21 protein-coding genes are annotated in these 25596 nt (G+C 70.8%); 18 read left to right on the top strand and 3 right to left on the bottom strand.

Going from position 1 to position 25596, the window contains the following annotated elements; genetic code table 11:
- Positions 1-36 precede the first annotated feature (36 nt).
- The 16 genes from ACFC96_RS18010 to ACFC96_RS17935 all read left to right on the top strand — a co-directional run bounded on the left by ACFC96_RS18010 (position 37) and on the right by ACFC96_RS17935 (position 21867).
- Complete coding sequence (locus ACFC96_RS18010) at positions 37-1734, top strand: PucR family transcriptional regulator (RefSeq protein ID WP_376259075.1); 1698 nt, start codon at positions 37-39, stop codon at positions 1732-1734.
- Between the two features lie 170 nt (positions 1735-1904).
- Positions 1905-3350 (top strand): aldehyde dehydrogenase family protein, encoded by a 1446-nt coding sequence (locus tag ACFC96_RS18005; protein WP_376259073.1) that lies wholly within the window; start codon positions 1905-1907, stop codon positions 3348-3350.
- 265 nt (positions 3351-3615) lie between these two features.
- Positions 3616-5556, top strand: a complete 1941-nt coding sequence (locus ACFC96_RS18000) for an acyl-CoA dehydrogenase family protein (protein ID WP_376613087.1) — start codon at positions 3616-3618, stop codon at positions 5554-5556.
- A gap of 305 nt (positions 5557-5861) precedes the next feature.
- Entirely contained in the window at positions 5862-8588 is a 2727-nt protein-coding gene (gene secA / locus ACFC96_RS17995; protein ID WP_376613269.1) for a preprotein translocase subunit SecA, read from the top strand.
- 58 nt (positions 8589-8646) lie between these two features.
- Positions 8647-9921 (top strand): 1-deoxy-D-xylulose-5-phosphate reductoisomerase, encoded by a 1275-nt coding sequence (gene dxr, locus ACFC96_RS17990; RefSeq protein WP_376259068.1) that lies wholly within the window; start codon positions 8647-8649, stop codon positions 9919-9921.
- Positions 9922-9929: 8 nt separating this feature from the next.
- Complete coding sequence (locus ACFC96_RS17985; RefSeq protein WP_376259427.1) at positions 9930-11222, top strand: RIP metalloprotease; 1293 nt, start codon at positions 9930-9932, stop codon at positions 11220-11222.
- A gap of 244 nt (positions 11223-11466) precedes the next feature.
- Positions 11467-12621, top strand: a complete 1155-nt coding sequence (ispG, locus tag ACFC96_RS17980; RefSeq protein ID WP_376259066.1) for a flavodoxin-dependent (E)-4-hydroxy-3-methylbut-2-enyl-diphosphate synthase — start codon at positions 11467-11469, stop codon at positions 12619-12621.
- Positions 12622-12871: 250 nt separating this feature from the next.
- Complete coding sequence (locus tag ACFC96_RS17975) at positions 12872-13720, top strand: GNAT family N-acetyltransferase (protein ID WP_376259063.1); 849 nt, start codon at positions 12872-12874, stop codon at positions 13718-13720.
- Between the two features lie 173 nt (positions 13721-13893).
- A complete protein-coding gene (locus ACFC96_RS17970; protein WP_376613085.1) occupies positions 13894-14604 on the top strand; it encodes a DUF1684 domain-containing protein in 711 nt (236 codons plus the stop codon).
- 44 nt (positions 14605-14648) lie between these two features.
- On the top strand, positions 14649-16172 hold the full coding sequence (locus ACFC96_RS17965) for an ABC transporter substrate-binding protein (RefSeq protein WP_376613083.1): 1524 nt from the start codon (positions 14649-14651) through the stop codon (positions 16170-16172).
- Positions 16172-17137, top strand: a complete 966-nt coding sequence (locus tag ACFC96_RS17960; protein ID WP_376613082.1) for an ABC transporter permease — start codon at positions 16172-16174, stop codon at positions 17135-17137. The genes ACFC96_RS17965 and ACFC96_RS17960 overlap by 1 nt, the downstream gene beginning before the upstream one ends.
- Entirely contained in the window at positions 17134-17952 is an 819-nt protein-coding gene (locus tag ACFC96_RS17955; protein WP_376259056.1) for an ABC transporter permease, read from the top strand. Before ACFC96_RS17960 ends, ACFC96_RS17955 begins: the two co-directional genes overlap by 4 nt.
- Positions 17949-18749, top strand: a complete 801-nt coding sequence (locus tag ACFC96_RS17950; RefSeq protein WP_376613080.1) for an ATP-binding cassette domain-containing protein — start codon at positions 17949-17951, stop codon at positions 18747-18749. Before ACFC96_RS17955 ends, ACFC96_RS17950 begins: the two co-directional genes overlap by 4 nt.
- Entirely contained in the window at positions 18746-19510 is a 765-nt protein-coding gene (locus ACFC96_RS17945; RefSeq protein ID WP_376259052.1) for an ABC transporter ATP-binding protein, read from the top strand. The genes ACFC96_RS17950 and ACFC96_RS17945 overlap by 4 nt, the downstream gene beginning before the upstream one ends.
- Positions 19511-19550: 40 nt before the next feature.
- Positions 19551-20093 (top strand): GNAT family N-acetyltransferase, encoded by a 543-nt coding sequence (locus tag ACFC96_RS17940; RefSeq protein WP_376259050.1) that lies wholly within the window; start codon positions 19551-19553, stop codon positions 20091-20093.
- 79 nt (positions 20094-20172) lie between these two features.
- Positions 20173-21867 carry a proline--tRNA ligase gene (locus ACFC96_RS17935; RefSeq protein ID WP_376613078.1) on the top strand — a complete coding sequence of 565 codons (1695 nt, stop codon included), beginning with the start codon at positions 20173-20175 and terminating at the stop codon, positions 21865-21867.
- A gap of 84 nt (positions 21868-21951) precedes the next feature.
- Here ACFC96_RS17935 and ACFC96_RS17930 read toward each other — a convergent pair whose 3' ends face one another.
- The 3 genes from ACFC96_RS17930 to ACFC96_RS17920 all read right to left on the bottom strand — a co-directional run bounded on the left by ACFC96_RS17930 (position 21952) and on the right by ACFC96_RS17920 (position 23901).
- Positions 21952-22845, bottom strand: coding sequence for an aminoglycoside phosphotransferase family protein (locus ACFC96_RS17930; protein ID WP_376613076.1), 894 nt, complete (start codon positions 22843-22845; stop codon positions 21952-21954).
- A gap of 65 nt (positions 22846-22910) precedes the next feature.
- Positions 22911-23393 carry a ferritin-like domain-containing protein gene (locus tag ACFC96_RS17925; protein ID WP_376259045.1) on the bottom strand — a complete coding sequence of 161 codons (483 nt, stop codon included), beginning with the start codon at positions 23391-23393 and terminating at the stop codon, positions 22911-22913.
- Position 23394: 1 nt separating this feature from the next.
- Positions 23395-23901: a hypothetical protein gene (locus tag ACFC96_RS17920; protein WP_376613075.1), complete on the bottom strand. Its 507-nt coding sequence runs from the start codon at positions 23899-23901 to the stop codon at positions 23395-23397.
- Positions 23902-24084: 183 nt separating this feature from the next.
- On the opposite strand from ACFC96_RS17920, the gene rimP reads away from it, so the two are divergent.
- Both rimP and nusA read left to right on the top strand, forming a co-directional pair.
- Complete coding sequence (rimP, locus tag ACFC96_RS17915; RefSeq protein ID WP_376259041.1) at positions 24085-24597, top strand: ribosome maturation factor RimP; 513 nt, start codon at positions 24085-24087, stop codon at positions 24595-24597.
- Between the two features lie 2 nt (positions 24598-24599).
- Positions 24600-25589, top strand: a complete 990-nt coding sequence (gene nusA / locus ACFC96_RS17910) for a transcription termination factor NusA (RefSeq protein ID WP_376259040.1) — start codon at positions 24600-24602, stop codon at positions 25587-25589.
- Positions 25590-25596: the final 7 nt, after the last annotated feature.

The following is a 25596-nucleotide window of genomic DNA, read 5'->3' as shown; positions in this document are numbered from 1 at the left end:
CACCCGAGCACCATCTGTCCCACACCTGAAGGCCTCATGCCGCCCACGCTCGCCTCCCTCGTCCACCACTCCGCGCTCAAGCTGACCGTGCGCGCCGGGGAGGAACGGCTGGACACCGCCGTGCGCTGGGCCCACGTCAGTGAGCTCGCCGACCCCGTGCCGTACATGGAAGGCGGCGAGCTGCTCCTGTTCACCGCGCTCAAACTGGACGCGGAGGACCCGGACGCGATGCGTCGCTATGTGAAGCGGCTCGCCGGCGCCGGGGTCGTCGGGCTCGGCTTCGCCGTCGGCGTCAACTACGACGCGGTGCCGCAGGCTCTCGTCGACGCGGCGCGAGAGGAGGGGTTCCCGCTCCTCGAAGTGCCGCGCCGCACCCCCTTCATCGCCATCAGCAAGGCCGTCTCCGCCGCCATCGCCGCCGACCAGTACCGCGCCGTCACCGCGGGGTTCGCCGCCCAGCGCGAGCTGACCAAGCAGGCACTGAGCGGCGGCCCCGAGGGGCTGCTCGGCGCGCTCGCCGGCCAGGTCGACGGCTGGGCCGCGCTGTACGACGCCTCGGGCGCCGTCGTCGCCGCCGCGCCGGAGTGGGCCGGGCGCCGGGCGGCCCGGCTCGTCGCCGACGTCGAGCGGCTGCGCGAGCGGCCCGCCCCGGCCAGCGCCGTGGTGGGCGGCAGCGACCAGCAGGACGGCGGCGACGAGGACCGCGTGGAACTGCACTCGCTCGGCACCGGACGCAGGCCCCGCGCCGCGCTCGCCGTGGGCACCGCCGCGGCCCTCGGCACCGCCGAGCGCTACGCGCTGCACTCCGCCATCGCCCTGCTCACCCTCACCACCGAGCGCTCCCGTTCGCTGCACTCCGCCGAGCAGCGCATCGGTGCCGCGGTCCTGCGGATGCTCCTCGCCGGGGAGCCCGAGCACGCCAGGACCGTCGCGGGAGACCTGTACGGAGGGCTGCTCGACGCGCCCTTCCGGATGATCGTCGCCGAGGTCGCGTCCGCGTCGGCGGGCCGTGCGCACGCCGACGGGCACGCGCGCGTGGCCCTCGACAAGCCGGAGCGGCCCGCGCCGGGCACGGGGACGGCGGCCGTCGCCGCCCCCGGCGACCCGCTCACGGGGCTCGCCGACGTCGTGGAGGCCGCCGCGGCCCGCTCCGGCGAGGCCGTCCTCGTGGTGCCCGACGGGGACCGGCTCGTCCTGCTCGCCGCCGACGGCGGCGCGGCCACGGGAGCCTGCACCCAGTACGCCGAGGCTCTGGAGACCGCCCGCCTGACCCAGCGCGAGCAGGGCGGCACGGGCGAGGACGACGAACTCGTGGTCGGCCTGTCCGCACCGGCCGGGCCGATCGCCGCCGCGACCGCGTACAAGCAGGCCGAGCAGGCCCTGTCGGTCGCCCGGCGGCGCGGGCGCGCCCTCGTCGAGCACGAGGAGGTCGCGGCCGGCTCCGTCGTGCCGCTGCTCGCCGACGACGCCGTACGCGCCTTCGCCGACGGCCTCCTGCGGGCCCTGAAGGACCACGACGCGACCGGCCGTGGCGACCTCGTGGCGTCGCTGCGCGCCTGGCTGTCGCGGCACGGCCAGTGGGACGCGGCCGCCGCCGACCTCGGCGTGCACCGCCACACCCTGCGCTACCGGATGCGCCGGGTCGAGGAGATCCTCGGCCGTTCGCTCGACGACCCGGACGTGCGCATGGAGCTGTGGCTGGCCCTCAAGGCGACGGGCGCGGGCGGCGAATAGGCCCCCTCGGCCCGCCCTTCAGGACAGAACCCGCACCCGCCTCTGCCAAAGAGGCGCGCCGCGCTCGCGGACTCCGACACGTCGGACAAACACGGCTCCGGCCGGGCCCGCCTACCGTTGGTCCGGAAAGACCCCAGTACACACCCACTGCGGAAGGGCCGGGACCGACTATGACCGCCACTCACGCCTTCTGGCTCGCGGGCCGCGAGGCCACCGGTGACGCCACCTTCGACGTCACCAACTCCTACGACGGTCGGCTGGTCGGCAAGGTCAGCGTGCCCACGGACGCGCAGGTCGAGGAAGCCGTCGCCGCCGCGTACGCCGTCCGCGACGAGTTCGCCGCCACCCCCGCCCACGTACGGGCCAAGGCCCTCAACCACGTGGCCGACCGGCTGACCGAGCGCACCGAGGAGATCGCCCAGCTGATCTCCGCCGAGAACGGCAAGCCCATCAAGTGGGCGCGCGGCGAGGTCGGCCGTGCCGTCTCCGTCTTCCGCTTCTCCGCCGAAGAGGCCCGCCGCTTCAACGGCGGCGAGGCCCAGCGCCTGGACACCGACGCGGGCGGCACCGGCCGGCTCGCCCTGACCCGCCGCATTCCGCACGGCGTGGTCCTCGGCATCGCGCCGTTCAACTTCCCGCTGAACCTCAGCGCACACAAGGTCGCCCCGGCCATCGCCGTCGGCGCCCCGATCATCCTCAAGCCGGCCCCGGCCACGCCGATCTCCTCGCTGATCCTCGGCGAGCTGCTCGCCGAGACGGACCTCCCGGCCGGTTCCTGGTCCGTCCTCACGGTCCCGAACGACCGCATGCCCGCCCTGGTCCAGGACGAGCGCCTGCCGGTCATCTCCTTCACCGGCTCGGGCCCGGTCGGCTACGCGATCATGGACAGCGTGCCGCGCAAGCACTGCACGCTGGAGCTCGGCGGCAACGGCGCGGCCGTCGTCCTCGGCGACTGGGCCTCCGACGAGGACCTGGACTGGGCGGCGACCCGCATCGCCACCTTCTCCAACTACCAGGGCGGCCAGTCCTGCATCTCCGTGCAGCGCGTCATCGCCGACGCCTCCCTGTACGAGCGGCTCCTGCCGAAGATCGTCGCGGCCGTCGAGGCGCAGGTCACCGGTGACCCCGCGGACGACGCCACCGACGTCGGCCCGCTGGTCAGCGAGGACGCCGCCAAGCGCGTGGAGGCCTGGGTCGACGAGGCCGTCGCCGCGGGCGCCTCGCTGCTCGCGGGCGGCAAGCGCGAGGGCGCCACGTACGCCCCGACCGTCCTCGCCGACGTGCCGGCCGACGTGACGATCTCCTGCGAGGAGGTCTTCGGGCCGGTCCTCACGGTGAAGAAGGTCGACGGCGAGGCCGAGGCCTTCGCCGCGGTCAACGACTCCAAGTACGGCCTCCAGGCGGGCGTGTTCACGCACGACCTGCAGACCGCGTTCCGCGCCCACCGTGCCCTCGAGGTCGGCGGTGTGGTCATCGGCGACGTCCCGTCCTACCGCGCGGACCAGATGCCGTACGGCGGCGCCAAGCAGTCCGGCGTGGGCCGCGAGGGCGTGCGCTACGCGATGGACGACTACACGTACGAGCGCGTGCTCGTCCTGACGGGCCTCGCCCTGTAGGACCCAGCAAGACTCCGGCGTACGCCTGATCCGTACGCCGGCCATGGACGGCCGGAGCCCACTGTGCGGGGGCTCCGGCCGTCCGCGTTCCCGGGCCTTCGTTTGACGACAGGCCCGGCTGACCCATGTCCCCCGGATGCCGCCGCCGATGACCCGATCGGTGCGCGAGGGGTGGTCGGGTTGCCGGTTTTCGGGTACATACGACCGAGTAGCACCCGTCGGTAGTCGATGCCGAACGGCCCCTACTCGCGGCGAGGTGATCCCCATGGCGGCCCCAACTTCCCAGCAGCCATCCGTGACGGAACGTGAAGCCCGGCAGGTCGCCGAGGCGGCGCGCGAACAGGGCTGGCGCAAGCCGAGCTTCGCCAAGGAGCTCTTCCTCGGGCGCTTCAGGCTGGACCTGATCCACCCCCATCCACAGCCGGCGGGCGAGGACGTCCGGCGCGGCGAGGAGTTCCTCGCCAAACTGCGCGACTTCTGCGAGACGCGCATCGACTCGGCCCGCATCGAGCGTGAGGCGCGGATCCCCGACGAGGTGATCAACGGGCTCAAGGAGCTCGGCGCCCTCGGCATGAAGATCGACATCAAGTACGGCGGCCTCGGCCTCACGCAGGTCTACTACAACAAGGCCCTCGCCCTGGTCGGCTCCGCGAACCCCGCGATCGGCGCCCTCCTGTCGGCCCACCAGTCCATCGGTGTGCCGCAGCCGCTGAAGATCTTCGGAACACAGGAGCAGAAGGACGCCTTCCTGCCGCGCTGCGCCCGCACCGACATCACCGCGTTCCTGCTGACCGAGCCCGACGTCGGCTCGGACCCGGCGCGCCTCGCCACGACCGCGGTGCCCGACGGGGACTCGTACGTCCTCGACGGCGTGAAGCTGTGGACGACGAACGGCGTGGTCGCCGACCTGCTCGTCGTCATGGCGCGGGTGCCGAAGACGGAGGGGAGCAAGGGCGGCATCACGGCCTTCGTCGTCGAGGCCGACTCCGAGGGGATCACGGTGGAGAACCGCAACGCCTTCATGGGCCTGCGCGGCCTGGAGAACGGTGTGACCCGCTTCCACCGGGTCCGGGTCCCGGCCGCGAACCGCATCGGCCCCGAGGGCGCCGGCCTCAAGATCGCCCTCACCACCCTCAACACGGGCCGGCTCTCGCTGCCCGCGATGTGCGTGGGCGCGGGCAAGTGGTGCCTGAAGATCGCCCGCGAGTGGTCGGGCGCCCGCGAGCAGTGGGGCAAGCCGGTCGCGTTCCACGAGGCGGTCGGCCAGAAGATCTCGTTCATCGCCGCCACGACCTTCGCGCTCGAAGCCGTGGTCGACCTGTCCTCCCAGATGGCCGACGAGGACCGCAACGACATCCGTATCGAGGCCGCCCTCGCCAAGCTCTTCGGCTCCGAGATGGGCTGTCTGATGGCCGACGAGCTGGTCCAGATCCGCGGCGGCCGCGGCTTCGAGACCGCCGAGTCCCTCGCCGCGCGCGGCGAACGCGCCGTCCCCGCCGAGCAGCTCCTGCGCGACCTGCGGATCAACCGCATCTTCGAGGGCTCGACGGAGATCATGCATCTCCTCATCGCCCGCGAGGCCGTGGACGCGCACCTGTCGGTCGCAGGTGACCTGATCGACCCCGAGAAGTCCCTGTCCGACAAGGCGAAGGCGGGCGCGAAGGCCGGCGGCTTCTACGCACGCTGGCTGCCGAAGCTCGTCGCAGGGCCCGGCCAGCTCCCCAACTCCTACGGCGAGTTCCACCCCGACGGCCACGTCGACCTCTCCGGCCATCTGCGCTACGTGGAGCGCTCGGCGCGCAAGCTGGCCCGTTCCACCTTCTACGCCATGTCCCGCTGGCAGGGGAAGATGGAGACCAAGCAGGGCTTCCTCGGCCGGATCGTCGACATCGGCGCCGAACTCTTCGCGATGAGCGCGGCCTGCGTGCGGGCCGAGCACCTGCGCGCCACCGGCGAACACGGCCGCGAGGCCTACCAGCTCGCCGACGTGTTCTGCAGCCAGTCCCGCGTCCGCGTCGACGAACTCTTCGGGCGTCTGTGGCACAACACCGACGAACGCGACCGCAAGGTCACCAAGGGAGTCCTCGGCGGGTCCTACACCTGGCTGGAGGAGGGTGTCATCGACCCGAGCGGCGACGGCGCGTGGATCGCGGACGCGACCCCCGGCCCCTCGAAGCGGGAGAACGTCCGCCGTCCCATCCGCTGAACCGCGCCCCGGGGCCCGCAGGTGTCTTGGCCACCGCAAAGCCCACAGGCCCCGGGAGAGACGGCCCCTCGGACTCTGGCCGGTGGTCTTCGCCGTCCTCGCGCTCTGTCTCCCGACCCGGAGACAGAGCGCGATCTTTTACGGGCGCGGCACCCTCAGCGCCCACCTCACTCACTGCATCCGGACCATGACCGGATGGTGACCGGTCCTGCCTCCTTGCCTCAAAGGCCCACGAGGCAGACATTGGGTACAGGGGGGAGGCTCCTGTGGCAGGTACCGGACTCAACCGCATCACCTCCAGGATCATGCGCGCCGGCGAAGGCAGGATCCTGCGCAGGCTCCAGCGCGTCGTCGACCAGGTCAACTCGGTCGAGGAGGAGATCCGCGCGCTCACCGACGCCGAGCTCCAGGCCCTCACCACGGAGTTCAGGCAGCGCCACAGCGACGGCGAGAGCCTGGACGACCTCATGCCCGAGGCCTTCGCCGCCGTCCGCGAGGCCGCGCGCCGCACGCTCGGCATGCGCCACTTCGACGTACAGCTCATGGGTGGCGCCGCGCTCCACCTCGGCAACATCGCCGAGATGCAGACCGGCGAGGGCAAGACCCTGGCCGCGACCCTGCCCGTCTACCTCAACGCCCTGGCCGGGAAGGGCGTCCACCTCGTCACCGTCAACGACTACCTCGCCGAGCGCGACGCCGCCTGGATGGGCCGGGCCTACCGCTTCATGGGCCTCACCGTCGGTGTGGTCAAGAACGACATGGACCCGGCCGACCGCCGTGCCGCGTACGCCTGCGACATCACGTACGGCACCAACACCGAGTTCGGCTTCGACTACCTGCGCGACAACATGGCCTGGACGAAGGACGAACTGGTGCAGCGCGGCCACCACTTCGCGATCGTCGACGAGGCGGACTCGATCCTCATCGACGAGGCCCGCACGCCGCTGATCATCTCCGGACCGGCCGACCAGCCCACCCGCTGGTACAGCGTCTTCGCGGGCCTGGTCCAGCACATGAGCGGCGTCAAGGTCCAGGACGAGCACTTCACCACCCAGGCCGACAAGGACCGGCTCGCCGGGCTGCGGGCCACGTACGACTACGAGTACGACCCGAAGAAGCGGACCGTGGCGATCCTGGACCGCGGGGTCGCCTACCTGGAGGACCAGCTCGGCATCGAGAACTTCTACGAGGCGGCCCACACCCCGCTCATCGGGCACCTGAACAACGCGCTCAAGGCCAAGGAGCACTTCAAGAACGACAAGGACTACGTCGTCATCGACGGCGAGGTCCTCATCGTCGACGAGCACACCGGCCGCCTCCTGCCGGGCCGCCGCTACAACGAGGGCCTGCACCAGGCCATCGAGGCCAAGGAAGGGGTGGACATCATGGCCGAGAACCAGACGCTCGCCACGATCACCCTGCAGAACTTCTTCCGCCTCTACTCCAAGCTCGGTGGCATGACCGGCACCGCCATGACCGAGGCCGCCGAATTCCACCAGATCTACAAGCTGCACGTCGTGCCCATTCCCACCAACCGGCCGATGGTCCGGCGCGACGAACCCGACCTGATCTACCGCACCGAGCGCGCCAAACTCGATGCGATCGTCGAGGACATCGCCGAGAAGCACGCCGCCGGCCAGCCCGTCCTCGTCGGCACCACCTCCGTCGAGAAGTCCGAGCTCCTGTCCGAGCAACTCAGCAGGCACGGCATCCGGCACGAGGTCCTCAACGCCAAGAACCACCGCGGCGAGGCCCAGATCGTCGCGCAGGCCGGCCGCAAGGGCGCCGTCACCGTCGCCACGAACATGGCGGGCCGCGGCACCGACATCATGCTCGGCGGCAACCCGGAGGCCATGACCGCCGCCGCGCTCGGAGAACGCGGCGGCGAGGACGACGACCCCGACCGGCGACGCGCCGTCGAGGAGAGCGTCGCCGCCTCCGCCGCCGCCGAGCACGCCGAGGTGACGGAGCTCGGCGGGCTCTACGTCCTCGGCACCGAACGGCACGAGTCCCGGCGCATCGACAACCAGCTGCGCGGCCGCTCGGGACGCCAGGGCGACCCCGGGCAGTCCCGCTTCTACCTGTCCCTGGAGGACGACCTGATGCGCCTGTTCCGCGCCCAGCTCGTCGACCGGGTCATGGCGATGGCGGACGTCCCCGCGTCCGTGCCCATCGAGACCAAGATGGTCACCCGTGCCATCGCCTCCGCCCAGTCCCAGGTCGAGCAGCAGCACTTCGAGGCCCGTAAGGACGTCCTCAAGTTCGACGAGGTCCTCAACCGGCAGCGCACCCTCATCTACCGCGAGCGGCGCCGCGTCCTGGAGGGCGAGGACCTGCGCGCCCAGATCCTCCAGTTCATGGACGACACCATCAAGGCGTACATCACCGAGGAGACCGCCGAGGGCTACCCGGAGGAGTGGGATCTCGACGTGCTCTGGGCCGCCTTCCACGAGCTCTACCCGTGCGGCGTCACCCCCGAGGAGCTCGACGAGGAGGCGGGCGGGCGTGCCGACCTGACCGCCGGCCGTCTTGTCGAAGCCGTCACCGACGACATCCACGCGCGCTTCGAGGAGCGCGAGAGCGAACTCGGCGCCGACGCCCTGCGCGAGCTGGAGCGCGTCGTGGTCCTCGCCGTCCTGGACCGCAAGTGGCGCGAACACCTCTACGAGATGGACTACCTCCGCGAGGGCATCGGGCTGCGCTACACGCTGGGCCGCGAGCCGATCTTCGAGTACGAACGCGAGGGGTTCGACCTGTTCGCGGCCATGATGGACGCCATCAAGGAGGAGTCCGTCGGCTACGTCTTCAACCTCGACACCACCGCCGACGCACCCCCCTCCGACGCCCTCGACGCGGCCCGGCGCCCCGAACGTCTCCACTTCAGCGCGCCCACCCTGGACACCGCCGCGGGCCTGCAGGAAGGCCTCTTCGAAGCCGCCCCCGCCGAGGGCGCACCGGGCGAGGCGGAGCCGCCCGCAGGCTCCCCGCAGCCGCCCGCCCCGCCGAAGGGCCGCCGCCGGCGCGAGCCATGACGAACCGCCGGGGGACGCGCTGTCCAGGAGGACCGGAGGCCACGCCACAATGGGGGGTATGAGCGACAGCGCATCCCCCCTCGCGGACCCGCACCTCGTCTTCGACCCCGCCGGCTCGGACGGCCCGCGGGACGTCGTCATCCTCGGCTCCACGGGCTCGATCGGCACCCAGGCCATCGACCTGGTGCTGCGCAACCCCGACCGGTTCGCGGTCACGGCGCTGTCCGCCGCGGGCGGCCGGGTCGGCCTGCTCGCCGAACAGGCCAGGCAGCTGCGCGTACGTACCGTCGCGGTCGCGCGCGAAGACGTGGTGCCCGCCCTGCGCGAGGCACTGAGGGCGCAGTACGCCGACGGCGAGCCGCTCCCCGAGATCCTGGCGGGACCCGACGCGGCCACCCAGCTCGCCGCCTCCCCCTGCCACACGGTGCTCAACGGCATCACCGGATCCATCGGCCTCGCCCCGACACTCGCCGCCCTGGAGGCCGGACGCACCCTCGCCCTCGCCAACAAGGAGTCGCTCATCGTCGGCGGCCCCCTGGTCAAGGCGCTCGCGAAGCCGGGCCAGATCATCCCGGTCGACTCCGAGCACGCCGCGCTCTTCCAGGGCCTCGCGGCCGGCAAGCGCGCCGACGTCCGCAAGCTCGTGGTCACCGCGTCCGGCGGGCCCTTCCGGGGACGGACCAGGGCGGACCTCGCACACGTCACGCCCGAGGACGCGCTCGCGCACCCGACCTGGGCGATGGGACCGGTCATCACCGTCAACTCGGCGACTCTCGTCAACAAGGGCCTGGAGGTGATCGAGGCGCACCTCCTCTACGACATCCCGTTCGAGCGGATCGAGGTGGTCGTGCACCCGCAGTCGTACGTGCACTCCATGGTCGAGTTCACGGACGGCTCCACCCTCGCCCAGGCCACGCCGCCCGACATGCGCGGACCCATCGCCATCGGCCTCGGCTGGCCCGAGCGGATCCCCGACGCGGCGCCCGCGTTCGACTGGACGAAGGCGTCGAGCTGGGAGTTCTTCCCTCTCGACACCGAGGCCTTCCCCTCGGTAGGACTCGCCCGGCACGTCGGCGAGCTCGCGGGCACGGCCCCGGCAGTGTTCAATGCCGCAAACGAGGAGTGCGTGGACGCGTTCTTGAACGGCGCGCTGCCGTTCAACGGCATCATGGACACCGTCACGAAGGTCGTCGAGGAACACGGCGTACCTTCGACCGCGACGTCGGGAACTTCCCTGACCGTCGCGGACGTCCTCGAAGCGGAGACCTGGGCACGTGCCCGGGCCCGTGAACTGACGGCACAGGCGACATCGACCGCGGAGGCTCGTGCATGACGACCCTGATGATGATCCTCGGCATAGTCGTCTTCGCGATCGGACTCCTCGTCTCGATCGCCTGGCACGAGCTGGGGCATCTGTCGACCGCGAAGCTCTTCAAGATCCGCGTGCCGCAGTACATGGTCGGCTTCGGCCCGACCATCTGGTCGCGCAAGAAGGGCGACACGGAGTACGGCGTCAAGGCGATCCCGCTGGGCGGCTACATCCGCATGATCGGCATGTTCCCGCCCGGCCCGGACGGGAAGATCCAGTCCCGCTCCACCTCGCCGTTCCGCAGCATGGTCGAGGACGCGCGGGCGGCGGCCTTCGAGGAGCTCCAGCCGGGCGACGAGACGCGGCTCTTCTACACGCGCAAGCCGTGGAAGAGGGTCATCGTGATGTTCGCGGGTCCCTTCATGAACCTGATCCTCGCGGTCGGCCTCTTCTTCACCGTCCTGATGGGCTTCGGCATCACGCAGCAGACCACCACGGTCAGCTCGGTCCAGCAGTGCGTGGTCAAGCAGAGCGAGAACCGCGACACGTGCAAGAAGTCCGACCCCGCGTCCCCGGCCGCCGCGGCCGGCCTGCGGGCCAAGGACAAGATCGTCTCGTTCAACGGTGTGAAGACCGACCAGTGGAACACCCTGTCCGACGAGATCCGCGCCAACCCCGGCAGGACCGTCGACATCGTCGTCCAGCGCGACGGCCGGGAGAAGGTCCTGCACGCCAAGATCGCCACCAACCAGGTGGCGAAGAAGGACAGCAGCGGCCAGATCGTCCAGGGCGAGTACGTCAACGCCGGATTCCTCGGCTTCAGTGCCTCGACCGGTGTCGTGCGCCAGGACTTCGGCGACTCGGTGACGTGGATGGGCGACCGGGTCGGCGACGCCGTCAACTCGCTCGCCGCCCTGCCCGGCAAGATCCCGGCCCTGTGGGACGCGGCCTTCGGCGACGGCCCGCGTGAGCCGGACTCGCCGATGGGTGTGGTCGGCGCCGCCCGTGTCGGCGGGGAGATCTTCAACCTGGACATCCCGGCGACCCAGCAGCTCGGCATGGCCCTGATGCTCGTCGCGGGCTTCAACCTGTCGCTGTTCCTCTTCAACATGCTGCCGCTGCTGCCCCTGGACGGCGGGCACATCGCCGGCGCCCTGTGGGAGTCCCTGCGACGGAACGTGGCGAAGGTCTTCAAGCGACCCGACCCCGGCCCGTTCGACGTGGCGAAGCTGATGCCCGTCGCCTACGTCGTGGCCGGGATCTTCGTCTGCTTCACCGTCCTGGTACTGATCGCGGACGTCGTCAACCCGGTCAAGATCACGTAGTCACCGACTGTTCGGAGACAGCAGGAGCCACGTACAGCCCGTCGAGCGGGGCGGTGGCGGAAGACGGAAGGGCGGCCGGGCATGCACTGTGCCCGGCCGCCTGCCTTCGGGTGGACTTCCGGACGTGATGTGCTCGCCGCCAGGCCGGTGCCGTAATCTCGAAACCTGGAGCCCGCTCACCACGGGACCCCGATCCGTGTCTTCTTCTCGGGTCTCGATTCCACACCTTGGGGTTGCACAGCAGATGACTGCGATTTCTCTCGGCATGCCGTCCGTTCCGACCAAGCTCGCCGAGCGCCGCAGGAGCCGGCAGATCCAGGTCGGCACCGTGGCGGTCGGCGGAGACGCACCGGTGTCGGTGCAGTCCATGACGACGACCCGTACGTCCGACATCGGCGCCACGCTCCAGCAGATCGCCGAGCTCACCGCGTCCGGCTGTCAGATCGTGCGGGTGGCGTGCCCCACGCAGGACGACGCGGACGCGCTGCCCGTCATCGCGAAGAAGTCGCAGATCCCCGTGATCGCGGACATCCACTTCCAGCCGAAGTACGTCTTCGCCGCCATCGAGGCGGGCTGCGCCGCGGTCCGGGTGAACCCGGGCAACATCAAGCAGTTCGACGACAAGGTCAAGGAGATCGCGCAGGCGGCCAAGGACCACGGCACCCCGATCCGTATCGGCGTGAACGCGGGCTCGCTCGACGCCCGGCTGCTGAAGAAGTACGGCAAGGCGACCCCCGAGGCGCTCGTCGAGTCGGCGCTGTGGGAGGCGTCGCTCTTCGAGGAGCACGGGTTCCGCGACATCAAGATCTCGGTCAAGCACAACGACCCGGTCGTGATGGTGAACGCCTACCGGCAGCTCGCCGCGGCCTGTGACTACCCGCTGCACCTCGGCGTCACCGAGGCGGGCCCGGCCTTCCAGGGCACCATCAAGTCGGCTGTCGCGTTCGGCGCGCTGCTGTCCGAGGGCATCGGCGACACCATCCGCGTCTCCCTGTCGGCCCCGCCGGTCGAGGAGATCAAGGTGGGCAACCAGATCCTGGAGTCGCTCAACCTCAAGCCGCGCCGCCTGGAGATCGTCTCCTGCCCGTCCTGCGGACGGGCCCAGGTCGACGTCTACAAGCTGGCCGAAGAGGTCACCGCGGGCCTCGACGGCATGGAGGTGCCGCTGCGCGTCGCCGTCATGGGCTGCGTCGTGAACGGACCGGGCGAGGCGCGCGAGGCCGACCTCGGCGTCGCCTCGGGCAACGGCAAGGGCCAGATCTTCGTGAAGGGTGAGGTCATCAAGACCGTCCCCGAGTCGAAGATCGTCGAGACCCTCATCGAAGAGGCGCTGAAGATCGCCGAGCAGATGGAACGGGACGGCGTCATGAGCGGTGAGCCCGAGGTCTCCGTCAGCTGACGCACAACGTGGCGCAAGGGACCTGGGTGCCCCTCCGGAGGTGGCGCCCGGGTCCCTTGCGCGCGGTGTGCTGCTCAGTTTCTCCGGCTAAAGTACGGAGATCAGCAGACCGCGTGACTCCGCCCCGAGGGGCTTCTCGCCGTGACGCGACGGTCAAGCCCTGACCGATGCTCGCGAGCGAGCACGCGGCGACGCTAGCAGGGCGTTCGACGGGTTGTCGTTGCCCGCAAGGAGTGATGGAGCCGTCCCGTTGTTGACTCAGACCACCACCCGGGTCCTCGAACCGAGTGACCTCGACGCCGCGCTCGCGGTGCTGGACCGCGAGCCGGTTGCCAATGCCTTCGTGGCGTCCCGCGTCCAGGTGGCGGGCCTCGACCCGTGGCGTCTGGGCGGCGAGATGTGGGGCTGGTACGAGGACGGGATGCTCGAGTCCCTCTGCTACGCGGGCGCGAACCTGGTCCCGATCTGCGCCTCCCCGAGGGCCGTGCGCGGGTTCGCCGACCGGGCCCGCAGGGCCGGGCGCCGCTGCTCCTCCATCGTCGGCCCCGCCGGACCCACCGCCCAGCTGTGGCGCCTGCTCGAACCGAACTGGGGCCCGGCCAGGGACGTACGCGCCCATCAGCCCCTCATGGTCACCGACCGGCTCCCCGACGACATCGCCCCCGATCCGTACGTCCGTCGCGTCCGCAAGGACGAGATGGAGACGATCATGCCGGCGTGCGTGGCGATGTTCACGGAGGAGGTCGGCGTCTCGCCGCTCGCCGGTGACGGAGGCCTGCTGTACCAGGCGAGGGTGGCCGAGCTGGTCGGCTCGGGGCGTTCGTTCGCCCGGCTCGACGAGCAGGGCAAGGTGATCTTCAAGGCCGAGATCGGTGCCGCGACGACGCTGGCCTGCCAGATCCAGGGCGTGTGGATCGCCCCCGAGCACCGCGGCCGCGGCCTCGCCGCCCCGGGGATGGCGGCGGTCCTGCGCTATGCGCTCGCGGATGTCGCGCCGCTGGTCAGCCTGTACGTGAACGACTTCAACACCCCGGCGCGGGCCGCGTACCGCCGGGTCGGATTCGAGGAAGTCGGCGCCTTCATGAGCGTCCTGTTCTGACGCGCTCACGCGCTCGCTGTGGCACCTGTCTCACATATTTGGCGCCAGTTGACATTAGCGCCCCTTATGGAAGATAAAGAAGCTCCTTTGGTTCAAGCTTCACCCAGTGTGAACACCCTCCGTGTGCGCACCGGTGTGGATGCTGATGAGTTTCTGAGCGAATGAGTGCCACCATGCCCGACCGTGCCAGTGACCCCTCCCAGGCATGGGAGGGGTGGCGAGCAGAGCGGCACCGCTCCGTCACCGGTCCCACCGGGAACCTCGCCCTCGTCGAGACCCGCTGGCTGACCGCGGGCGAGCGCCCCGACCTCACGGCGGCCCGCGCCGGACAGCGCGACGGTGTGACCGTCACCACCGTCGAGCGCACCGACCTGGTGACCGGCGAGCCCGAGTACGCGCTGCGGTTCTGGGACGCCGAGTCTCCCGCGATCCGGAACTTCGAGCGCACCGACGCGTTCCCGTTCGACCCGGCCTGGGTCCTGGACGCCACGTACACCCCCGTCGAGGACGGCCGCCGCGTCGCCTTCGAGCACATCCGGGACAACGGCGGCACCCGCGACCTCGCCGTCCCCGGCGACATCGCGCTCACCGTCGACGGCACCGACTACACGCTCAGCGCCTTCGACGACGACGGCACGCTGCTGCTCGTCTTCGGCGACCCGACCAACGGGACGGCCACCTACGGCGCGGGCCGGTTCCTCTTCGTCGAGCACACGGGAGAGGGGCAGGTGCGGCTCGACTTCAACCGTGCGTTCGTCCCGCCGTGCGGCTTCTCCGATCAGTACAACTGTCCGATGCCGCCGCGGCAGAACCGCTTCCATCTGCCCGTGGAAGCGGGCGAGAAGCTCCCTGTCTTCCGCGACGGCTTCGCCGACCAGCACTGATCCCCGCGCTCCCCCTCCCCGCGTCCCGCACGAAGGCAGCCTCCATGAACCTCCCCAAGAAGCCCCTGTCCGCCGGTGTGCTCACCGTCGCCCTCGCCGTGACCCTCGCCGCGTGCGGCGGCTCCGCCGACAACAGCAACAGCGGCGGCGGCAGTGGCGCGTACGACAAGAACGCCACGGTCAACATCGGCTCCCTGTACGAGCCGCAGAACCTGGACAACACCGGAGGCGGCGGCCAGGGCGTCACCGAGGCGCTCAACGGCAATGTCTACGAGGGCCTGTTCAAGCTCACCGACGACGGCAAGGTCGACAAGCTCCTCGCCAAGGACTACAAGGTCTCCGGTGACGGCCTCACCTACACCTTCACCCTGCGCGACGGCGTGAAGTTCCACAGCGGCAAGACGCTGACCAGCAAGGACGTCAAGTACAGCCTGGAGAAGGTGATGGCGCCGGACTCGCAGTCCGCGCGCAAGACCAACCTCCAGGTCATCAAGAAGGTCGAGACCCCCGACGCGAAGACCGTGAAGGTCACGCTGAAGCAGAAGTCGATCTCCTTCGTCTACAACCTCTCCTACGTCTGGATCATCAACGACCAGGCGAAGAACCTGAAGACGGCCGAGGACGGCACCGGCCCGTACAAGCTCGGCAAGTGGACGCGCGGCTCCGCGCTCGGCCTCGACCGCTTCCCCGGTTACTGGGGCACCGCCGCCACGAACAAGCAGGTCGTCTTCCACTACTACAAGGACGCGACCGCGCTGAACAACGCGCTTCTGACGAACGCCGTGGACGTCGTCACCAGCGAGCAGTCGCCCGACGCCCTCGACCAGTTCAAGTCCAACCAGAGCTACAAGGTCAACGACGGCGACTCGACGACCAAGCTCCTGCTCGCCTTCAACGACAAGGCCAAGCCCTTCACGGACGTCAAGGTCCGCAGGGCCGTCTCGTCCGCGATCGACGACAAGAAGCTCCTCGAGTCCGTCTGGGGCGGCTACGGCAAGGAGATCGGGTCGATGGTGCCGCCCACCGACCCCTGGTACGAGGACCTGACCAAGGTCAACGGGTACGACCCGGCCGAGGCCAAGAAGCTGCTCAAGGAAGCCGGTTACGCGAAGGGCTTCAGCTTCACGCTGGACACCCCGAACTACGACCCGCACCCGACGGCCGCCACCTTCATCAAGTCGCAGCTCGCCAAGGTCGGCATCACCGTCAAGATCAACACGATCACGCCCGACGAGTGGTACACGAAGGTCTACAAGAACCACGACTTCTCGGCCACGCTCCAGGAGCACGTCAACGACCGTGACGTCGTCTGGTACGGCAACCCCGACTTCTACTGGGGCTACGACAACAAGCAGGTCACCCAGTGGGTCGAGGACGCCGAGAAGGCGTCGTCCACCCAGCAGCAGACCGACATCCTCAAGAAGGTCAACCGCAAGACCGCCGAGGACGCCGCCAGCGACTGGCTGTACCTGTACCCGCAGATCGTCGTCGCCAACAGCAAGCTGTCCGGCTACCCGCTCAACGGCCTGAACTCGCAGTTCTTCGCGTACGACATCAAGAAGGGCTGATGACCGGCTATCTCCTGCGCCGCCTCGCCTTCCTCGTCGTCTCCCTGGTCCTCGCGAGCATCGTCCTGTTCGTGCTCCTGAGGATGCTGCCCGGCGATCCGGCGAACGCCCTCACCTCCGTGGGCGCTTCGCCGGAGCAGATAGCCGCGGCACGGCACTCCATCGGATCCGACCGACCGCTGCCCGAGCAGTTCACCCACTGGGTGGGGCAGCTCGCGACCGGCGACCTCGGCACGTCCTTCGTCAGCTCGCTGCCCGTCGGACCCGAGGTCGTCCATCGCCTGAGCGTGACCGTGCCGCTGACCCTGGCCGCGTTCGTGCTCGCGGTGCTGATCGCGGTCCCGGCCGGCTTCGTCGCCGCGTACAGGCGCCGGACCTGGTACGGCGCCCTGCTCAGCGGGGTGTCCCAACTGGGCATCGCCGTACCGGTGTTCTGGCTCGGCATGATCCTCATCGTCGTGTTCGCGCTGAACGCGGGCTGGCTGCCGTCCGGCGGCTTCCCGCAGGACGGCTGGTCCGACCCCGCACAGGCGATCCGCTCCCTCGTGCTCCCCGTCGTCACCATCGCCCTCGTCATGTCGGCGTCCCTGATCCGCTACGTCAGATCGGCGACGCTCGACGTCCTCGACAGCGACTTCCTGCGCACCTCGCGCGCCCTCGGCTCGTCCTTCGGACAGGCCATGTGGCGCCACGGACTGCGCAACGCCTCCGTGCCGGTCATCTCGATCCTCGGCATCGAACTGGCGTCGACCCTGCTCGGTGCGGTCGTCGTCGAGTCCGTGTTCGCGCTGCCGGGGCTCGGCTCCCTGCTCGCCACCGGCATCGCCCAGCACGACTACCCCGTCATCCAGGGCGTCCTGTTCGTCTCCACCCTCGCCGTGCTGCTCATCGGCTTCGCCGCCGACCTCGTGCAGCGGATCATCGACCCACGGCTGCGCGACCGGCTCTCGGGAGGCGCCCGATGAAGCGTTCCGCAACCCTGTGGACGGGGTGCGTCCTCGCCGGACTCATCGCCCTCATCGCACTCGTCTCCCTCTTCTGGCTGCCGTACGACCCCTCGGACACCTCCGGCGGACGGCTCGCCGGGCCGGGCGACGGACATCTGATCGGCACCGACAAACTCGGCCGCGACCTGCTGACACAGCTCATGACCGGGTCCAGGATCGCGATCGCGGCCGGGCTCGGGTCCGTTCTGATCGCGGCCCTCGTCGGCATCACGCTCGGCCTCTTCGCGGCGTTCGCGCAGGGCTGGTTCGACGACACCGTCTCGGCCCTGCTCGACATCCTCATCGCGTTCCCGACGCTGCTGCTCGCCATGCTGATCGTCTCCGCCCGCTCGGCGACCCTCACCTCGGCGATCATCGCGATCGGCCTCGCCCAGAGCGCGATCGTCGCGCGCCTCACCCGGATCCTGGCCAAACGCGTCCTCGCGCAGGACTACATCACCGCCTCCCGCACCTCCGGCACGTCCTGGCCGCGGATCGTCGGGGAGCACGTGCTGCCCAACATCTGGCCGACGCTCTCGGTCAACCTGGCGCTCCAGTTCGGACTCGCCGTCCTCGCCGAGGCGAGCCTGTCCTACCTCGGCCTCGGCGCCCCGCCGCCCAACGCCTCGTGGGGGCGCATGCTCCAGGAGGCCCAGGCGACGTTCACGACCGCGCCGGCGGGCGCCCTCGCGCCCGGCATCCTCCTCGTCCTGCTCGTCATCGGCGTCAACCTCGTCGCCGACGGCCTGCGCGACACCTTCGACCCGGCCCGGCGCAGGAGGACAGCGGCATGAGCCTGCTCGACGTACGCGACCTCACCATCCGCACCGGCGACGGCCGCGACCTCGTCTCCGGCCTCAGCTTCCGCGTCGACCGGGGCGAACGGCTCGGCCTCATCGGCGAGTCCGGGTCCGGCAAGTCACTCACCACCCTCGCCGTGCTCGGCCTGCTTCCCGACGGGATGACCGCCACGGGCAGTGTCGAACTCGACGGCACCCAGATCGTCGGCGCGAGCGAGAAGCGGCTCGTCGACGTACGCGGCAGCGCCGCCGCGATCGTCTTCCAGGAACCGCTGACCGCGCTCGACCCGCTCATGCGCGTGGGCAGACAGCTCGCCGAACCGCTGCGCCGGCGCCGGGGCCTCAAGGGCGACGCGCTCCGCAAGGCCGTCGCCGAAGCCCTCGAACAGGTCCGGTTGCCCGAACCCGGGCGCATCGCCCGCGCGTTCCCGCACGAGATCTCCGGTGGCCAGCGCCAGCGCGTGGCCCTCGCCATGGCGCTCGCCTGCGACCCCGGCCTGCTCATCGCCGACGAACCGACCACCGCGCTCGACGTCACCGTGCAGTCCGAGATGCTCGCCCTGCTCGACACCCTCGTCGGCGAGCGCGGCATGGCCGTCCTCTTCGTCAGCCACGACCTGGCCGTCGTCTCGCGCGTCACCGACCGCGTCCTCGTGATGAAGGACGGGCGCGCCGTCGAGGACGGAACGGTACGCGACCTGGTGCGCGCACCCCGGCAGGCGTACACGAAGGCGCTCGTCGACAGCGCGCGGAAGCTCGAATCCGCCCTCGACCTGGGAGAGCCCCGATGACCGCCGTACTGGAACTCGACTCGGTCGGACACACCTACCGGGGGAGCGCGGCGCCCGTCGTCGAGGACGTCTCCCTCACGGTCGACGCGGGCCACAGCCTCGCGCTCGTCGGCGAGTCGGGGGCCGGCAAGACGACCCTGCTCCGGCTGCTGCTCGGCCTCGCCGCCCCCGGCACGGGCACGGTCCGCTTCGACGGGGATCCGTTGCGGCTCGGCGACCGTGAGCAGATGCGGCGCTTCCGGCGCGCCGTCCAGTGCGTCTTCCAGGACCCGTACGCCTCCCTCGACCCGCGCCAGCGCGTGAGCCGCATCGTCGCCGAGCCGCTGCGCTCGCTCGGCGTGGCGACCGGCGCCGCCGCGCACGCGAAGGTCGTCGAGGCCCTCGAACAGGTCGGGCTCCCGGCGGACGCGGCGTCGCGCTACCCGCACGAGTTCTCCGGCGGCCAGCGCCAGCGCATCGCCATCGCCCGGGCCACCGTGTGCGACCCGCGCGTCCTGCTCGCCGACGAACCCGTCAGCGCGCTGGACGTCACCACCCGCGTCAAGGTCGTCGACCTGCTCGGCGAGCTCAAGCGGGAGCGGGGCCTGACCATCGTCATGGTCTCCCACGACCTGTCCGTGGTGGCCGCCCTGTGCGAACGGACCGCCGTACTCGAACGCGGACGCGTCGTCGAGCAGGGCGAGACCCGTGACGTGCTCGGATCGCCCGAACACCCCTACACGCGGAGGCTGCTCGACAGCGTTCCCAGGCTGCCCGTCTGATCGGATGAGGGCCGCCGGACGGCCCTGTAGTCTCCCCGTCATGACCCAGGACGACGTCGTCACCATCGGGCCTCTCGACCTCGCGGAACACGTGGACGAGGCACTGGCCGTGCAGGCGTACGCCTTCGGCCTGAGCGACGACGAGATCGCCGTGCGCCGTCAGATCGTGCTGCGGCACCTCACCTACCCCGGAGCGCGCGCCCTCGGCGCCCACACCGAGGGCGGCCGGCTCGTCGGCTTCGTCTACGGCATGCCGAACGACCGCGCCCACTGGTGGTCCACCGTGGTGGAGCCCTATCTGCGGTCGCGCTCGCTGGACGGATGGCTCGACGACTCCTTCGTGATCACCGAGCTGCACGTCCACCCCCGCTACCAGAACCGCGGGATCGGCCGGTCCCTCATCACGACCATCACGGACGGCGCCGACGAGCCCAGGTCGATCCTGTCGGCCATCGACTTCGACAGCCCGGCCCGCGGCCTGTACCACTCGCTCGGCTACGAGGACCTCGCCCGGCGGGTCCTCTTCCCCAGCGCTCCCCGGCCCTACGCCGTCATGGGCGCACCGCTCCCGCTGCGTCGCTGAAGGCAGCCGATTTCCGGGCGCGGGACGGACCCGGCTAACCTCCTGCACATCCCTACCTTTCGCAGCAGGAGTCAAAATCATGGCCCAGGTCCAGCGCATGTCCCGGTTGATGGTCAAGACACTGCGTGACGACCCGGCCGACGCGGAGACGCTCAACCACAAGCTGCTCGTCCGTGCCGGGTACGTGCGCCGTACGGCCGCGGGCATCTGGTCCTGGCTGCCGCTGGGCAAGAAGGTCCTCGAGAACGTCGCCCGCGTGGTCCGCGAGGAGATGGACGACATGGGCGGCCAGGAGGTCCTGCTCCCCGCCCTGCTGCCCAAGGAGCCCTACGAGGCGACGGGACGCTGGGAGGAGTACGGCCCCGAGCTGTTCCGCCTCAAGGACCGCAAGGGCGCGGAGTACCTCCTCGGCCCGACCCACGAGGAGATCTTCACGCAGCTGGTCAAGGACCAGTGCTCGTCCTACAAGGACCTGCCCGTGATCCTCTACCAGATCCAGGCGAAGTACCGTGACGAGGCCCGCCCGCGCGCCGGCATCCTGCGCGGCCGCGAGTTCCTCATGAAGGACTCGTACTCCTTCGACACCAGCGACGAGGGCCTGGCCGAGTCGTACGCCCTGCACCGCGACGCGTACATCAAGATCTTCGAGCGCCTCGGCCTCGACCACCGCATCGTCTCCGCCGTCTCCGGCGCGATGGGCGGCTCGGCCTCCGAGGAGTTCCTCGCCCCGGCCCCGGCCGGCGAGGACACCTTCGTCGACTGCCCGGCCTGCGACTACGCCGCCAACACCGAGGCCGTCACCTTCGCCGCCCCGGTCCCCGCGAGCGCCGAGCACCCGGCCGTCGAGGAGCTCGACACCCCCGACACCCCGACCATCGAGACCCTCGCCGCCCACCTCGGCGTCCAGGCCTCGCAGACGCTGAAGAACCTCCTGGTCAAGGTCGACGGCGAGATCGTCGCCGTGGGCGTGCCCGGCGACCGCGAGGTGGACCTCGGCAAGCTCGGCGAGCACCTCTCCCCGGCCGTCGTCGAGCTCGTCACGGCCGAGGACTTCGAGGGTCGCGACGACCTCGTACGCGGCTACGTGGGCCCGCAGGGCCTGGAGAAGGTCCGCTACATCGCCGACCCGCGCATCGCCGCCGGCACGGCCTGGATCACCGGTGCCAACAAGCCCGGCAAGCACGCGAAGAACGTCGTCGCGGGCCGCGACTTCGAGGTCGACGACTACCTCGACGTCGTCGTGGTCGAGGCGGGCGACCCCTGCCCCAAGTGCGGCACCGGCCTGCGCCTGGACCGTGCCATCGAGATCGGCCACATCTTCCAGCTCGGCCGCAAGTACGCCGACGCCTTCCAGCTCGACGTCCTCGGCAACCAGGGCAAGCCGGTCCGCGTGACCATGGGCTCGTACGGCATCGGCGTCTCCCGCGCGGTGGCCGCCCTCGCCGAGCAGACCGCGGACGACAAGGGCCTGTGCTGGCCCAAGGAGATCGCTCCGGCCGACGTCCACGTGGTCGCCGCCGGCAAGGCCCTCCAGACGGAGCTGGCGCTGGAGGTCTCCCAGAAGCTGGGCGCCGCCGGGGTCCGCGTCCTGGTCGACGACCGCGCCGGTGTCTCCCCGGGCGTGAAGTTCACCGACGCCGAGCTGATCGGTGTGCCGCAGATCCTCGTGGCCGGCCGCCGTTCGGCCGAGGGCATCGTGGAACTGAAGGACCGCAAGACCGGCGAGCGCGAGGAAGTGACGGTCGAAGAGGCCATCGCGCGCCTCACGGCCTGACACACGAGCGCCGAGGGCCGGGACGTGATGTCCCGGCCCTCGGTCGTGTCCGGCGACGAGCCGCCGGCCCGCACGCGACAACCGTCAGAGCCAGCCCGCGAACTCCAGCAACAACTCCGCGTCCCGCCCACGCCCCACGCGCAGTGCCCGTACACCGGACTCCACCGCACGGAACAGCGTCCAGCCGCGCAGCCGCTCCTGGTCCACGTCGAGGGACTCCGCGAGCCGCTTCACGCGCCGCCGCGTCGTCGCCGCACCGGACGGCGACGCGATCAGATCCTCCACCCGGTCCCTGACGAGCCGCGCGAGATCGAAGGCGCACTCGCCGACGACCGGGTCCGGCCCGACCGCGAGCCACGGCGTCCGCTCCCCGGCCAGCACCTTGCTCTGCCGGAACGTCCCGTGCAGCAGCCGCACCTCCGGCGGAGCCACGAGCAGCTCGTCCCGCGCCGTGAGCGCCGCGTCGACCAGGGGCACGACGTCCGGCTCCGCGGCGGCGGTGGCCCGCATCGCCTCGGCCTGACGGCCCGTCCGGTCGGCGACCGTCTCGCAGGAACGCCAGGACGGCGGTTCCACCCACAGCCTGCGCAGCGTGCCGGCCGCCTCCAGCAGCGCCTTCGCCTCGGGCAGCGAGCGCACCGACACCTCGGGATGCAGCCGCTCCAGGAGCAGGTCGCCCCCGTCGCCGAGGAGTTGCACCGCCCCGAAGCCGTTCCAGTGTGTGAGCGCCGCGTGCTCGGCCTCCGGGCGGAAGCGCTCCGGCGCCAGTTTGAGCACGGCGGGCGATCCGTCGGCCCGCCGCACCAGGACGACGAGGCTGCTGCGCCCGCCCGGCACATGCACCCGCTCGACCGTCAGCTCAAGCCGTTCCACGGCCTCTCGAAGAATCTCCGGCAGCCTCGCCAGCCACGCGGACGCCCCGTCGTCCCGCACCTCGCCGAGCGCGTTGACCAGCCGCTTCGGCGGTTCGAAAGACATGCGTGAGTAACTCCCTTCCCCGTGACCGTCCCCGTGACCGCGGACCGTACGTGTGACCGTGCCGGCTACGCCTGCGGTGTCGCGGACGCTTCGGGCGCCGCCGACCGCTCGGCGAGACCAGGGAAGGCTACGCTGCCGCCCCGCCACCGCACCGCCCGCACCGCCGCCTCCCGCAGCGCGTCCGCCGCCCTCCTGCGCCGCGCGCCCTCGGAGGCCCGCACCAGGTCCGAGTAGACCCCGGCGACGCGGTCCTCGATGTCCGCCGCGAGCCGCGCGGCCGCCGCCGAGTCCGGCACGGGGAAGGGCAGCGCGTAGGCGCCCGCGGACGGCTGGGGGTCGCCGCCGAGGTCGCGGACCGTGCGCCGCAGGTCGTCGCGGCGCGCACGGTGGGAGTCGTACGCGGTGCGCGCCTCGGGCTTGCGGGCCTCGCTGATCCGGCCGCCCACGACGCCGTAGCCGTACACGGCCGCGTGCTCGGCGGCCAGTGCGGCCTGGACCGCGGTCAGGAGCTGCTTGTCGCTGTCGTCCTTGTCGCGCATGTCGGCCATGTCAGTCCTTCGTCAGCAGATACGCGTGGCCGGCGCCCGCGGCGGCCACCGAGGCCAGCAGGCGGGCCAGTTCGGCGGGGGCTTCGACCAGGGCGGCCGCACGGCGGTCGGCGAGTTCCCGCTCGGCCTTGGCCAGTGCGCTCACCGTGTCCTTCTCGGAGGCGGGTGAGGCGGACGGCGACGGTGAGGGGGAGGCCGGTGCGGCCGGGCGGGCCGACGCACCGAAGGCCTTCACGTGCCGGGCCACCTCGTCGCGCAGCGGGCCGAGCCGTGCGGCGAGGGCCGGATGGGTCGCGAGCGCGGTCTCGTAACGGTCGAGCAGGTCGCCGCTGTCACGGGCGGCGCGTGCCTTGATCCGCTGTGCGGCGGAGGCGCTGCGGGCGTCCCTGGCACCGTCCGACGCGGGGTCGTCGGCGTCGGAACAGCCCGTCAGGAGCGCGGCCCCGGCCACCGAGGCCAGCAGGCTCCTTCTACGCGGCCCCGCGGGGGCCCCAGTGGTCAACGACACGGCAGACGTCCTCGGCAGGAAGGAAGGCAGGAAGGTTTCAGCAGGAGCGGCGGGCGGCAGGCCCGGTGATCACCGTACCTTTGGCCCATGCCTGGTGGACGGCAACACCCCCCTGGACCGGATACCCTTTGACCTGACGCACGACGAGACCACAACAGCACACGCGGCCGAGGAGTCACCCGGATGAGCACCACCCAGAGCGAGAGGCTGCGGTCACTACTGGAACCGCTCGTGAGCTCCCAGGGCCTCGATCTCGAAGAGATCGAAGTGGCATCGGTCGGACGTAAGCGAGTGCTGCGAGTCGTCGTCGACTCCGATTCCGGAGCCGATCTGGACCAGGTCGCCGATGTGAGCCGCGCGCTCTCGGCGAAGCTCGACGAGACGGACGCCATGGGCGAGGGCGAGTACGACCTCGAGGTCGGCACCCCGGGCGCCGAGCGGCCGCTGACCGAGCACCGGCACTACCTGCGTGCGGTCGACCGCCTGGTGAAGTTCCAGCTGGCCGACGCCGCCGACACCGAGCTCGTCGCGCGGATCCTGAAGGTCGACGACGAGGGCCTGGACCTCGAGGTGCCCGGCGTGAAGGGGCGCAAGCCCACCGCCCGCAGGCTCACCTTCGACGACATCGCCAAGGCGCGTGTCCAGGTCGAGTTCAACCGTAAGAACAAGAACGAAGAGAATGCAGAGGAGGCGTAGCCGTGGACATCGACATGAGCGCCCTGCGGGGTCTGGTGCGAGAGAAGGAGATCTCCTTCGACCTGCTGGTCGAAGCGATCGAGTCGGCCCTCCTCATCGCCTACCACCGCACCGAGGGAAGCCGTCGCCACGCGCGCGTGCGCCTCGACCGTGAGAGCGGACATGTGACGGTGTGGGCGAAGGAGGACCCGGCGGACCTCGAAGAGGGCCAGGAGGCCCGGGAGTTCGACGACACCCCGTCCGACTTCGGCCGTATCGCCGCGACGACCGCGAAGCAGGTCATCCTGCAGCGGCTGCGCGACGCCGAGGACGACGCGACGCTCGGCGAGTACGCCGGCCGCGAGGGCGACATCGTGACGGGCGTGGTCCAGCAGGGCCGCGACCCGAAGAACGTGCTCGTCGACATCGGCAAGCTCGAGGCCATCCTGCCGGTGCAGGAGCAGGTCCCGGGTGAGGACTACCAGCACGGGATGCGCCTTCGCTCGTACGTGGTGCGCGTGGCGAAGGGTGTGCGCGGTCCTTCCGTGACCCTGTCGCGCACGCACCCGAACCTGGTGAAGAAGCTGTTCGCGCTCGAGGTCCCCGAGATCGCCGACGGTTCCGTGGAGATCTCCGCCATCGCGCGCGAGGCCGGGCACCGCACCAAGATCGCGGTCCGCTCGACCCGCTCCGGCCTGAACGCCAAGGGCGCGTGCATCGGCCCGATGGGCGGCCGTGTGCGCAATGTCATGGCCGAGCTCAACGGCGAGAAGATCGACATCGTCGACTGGTCCGACGACCCGGCCGACATGGTGGCCAACGCCCTGTCCCCGGCGCGGGTGTCCAAGGTCGAGGTCGTGGACATGGCCGCCCGCTCGGCGCGGGTGATCGTGCCGGACTACCAGCTGTCGCTCGCCATCGGCAAGGAGGGCCAGAACGCCCGCCTCGCCGCGCGGCTCACGGGCTGGCGGATCGACATCCGCCCGGACACCGAGCAGCAGCCGGCGGAGTAGCCACCAC

It is taken from the genome of Streptomyces sp. NPDC055955, assembly GCF_042270245.1.
Taxonomy (GTDB): domain Bacteria; phylum Actinomycetota; class Actinomycetes; order Streptomycetales; family Streptomycetaceae; genus Streptomyces.
Note: the sequence above shows the minus strand (reverse complement) of the source record. Positions and strands in the feature narration are given on the sequence as shown.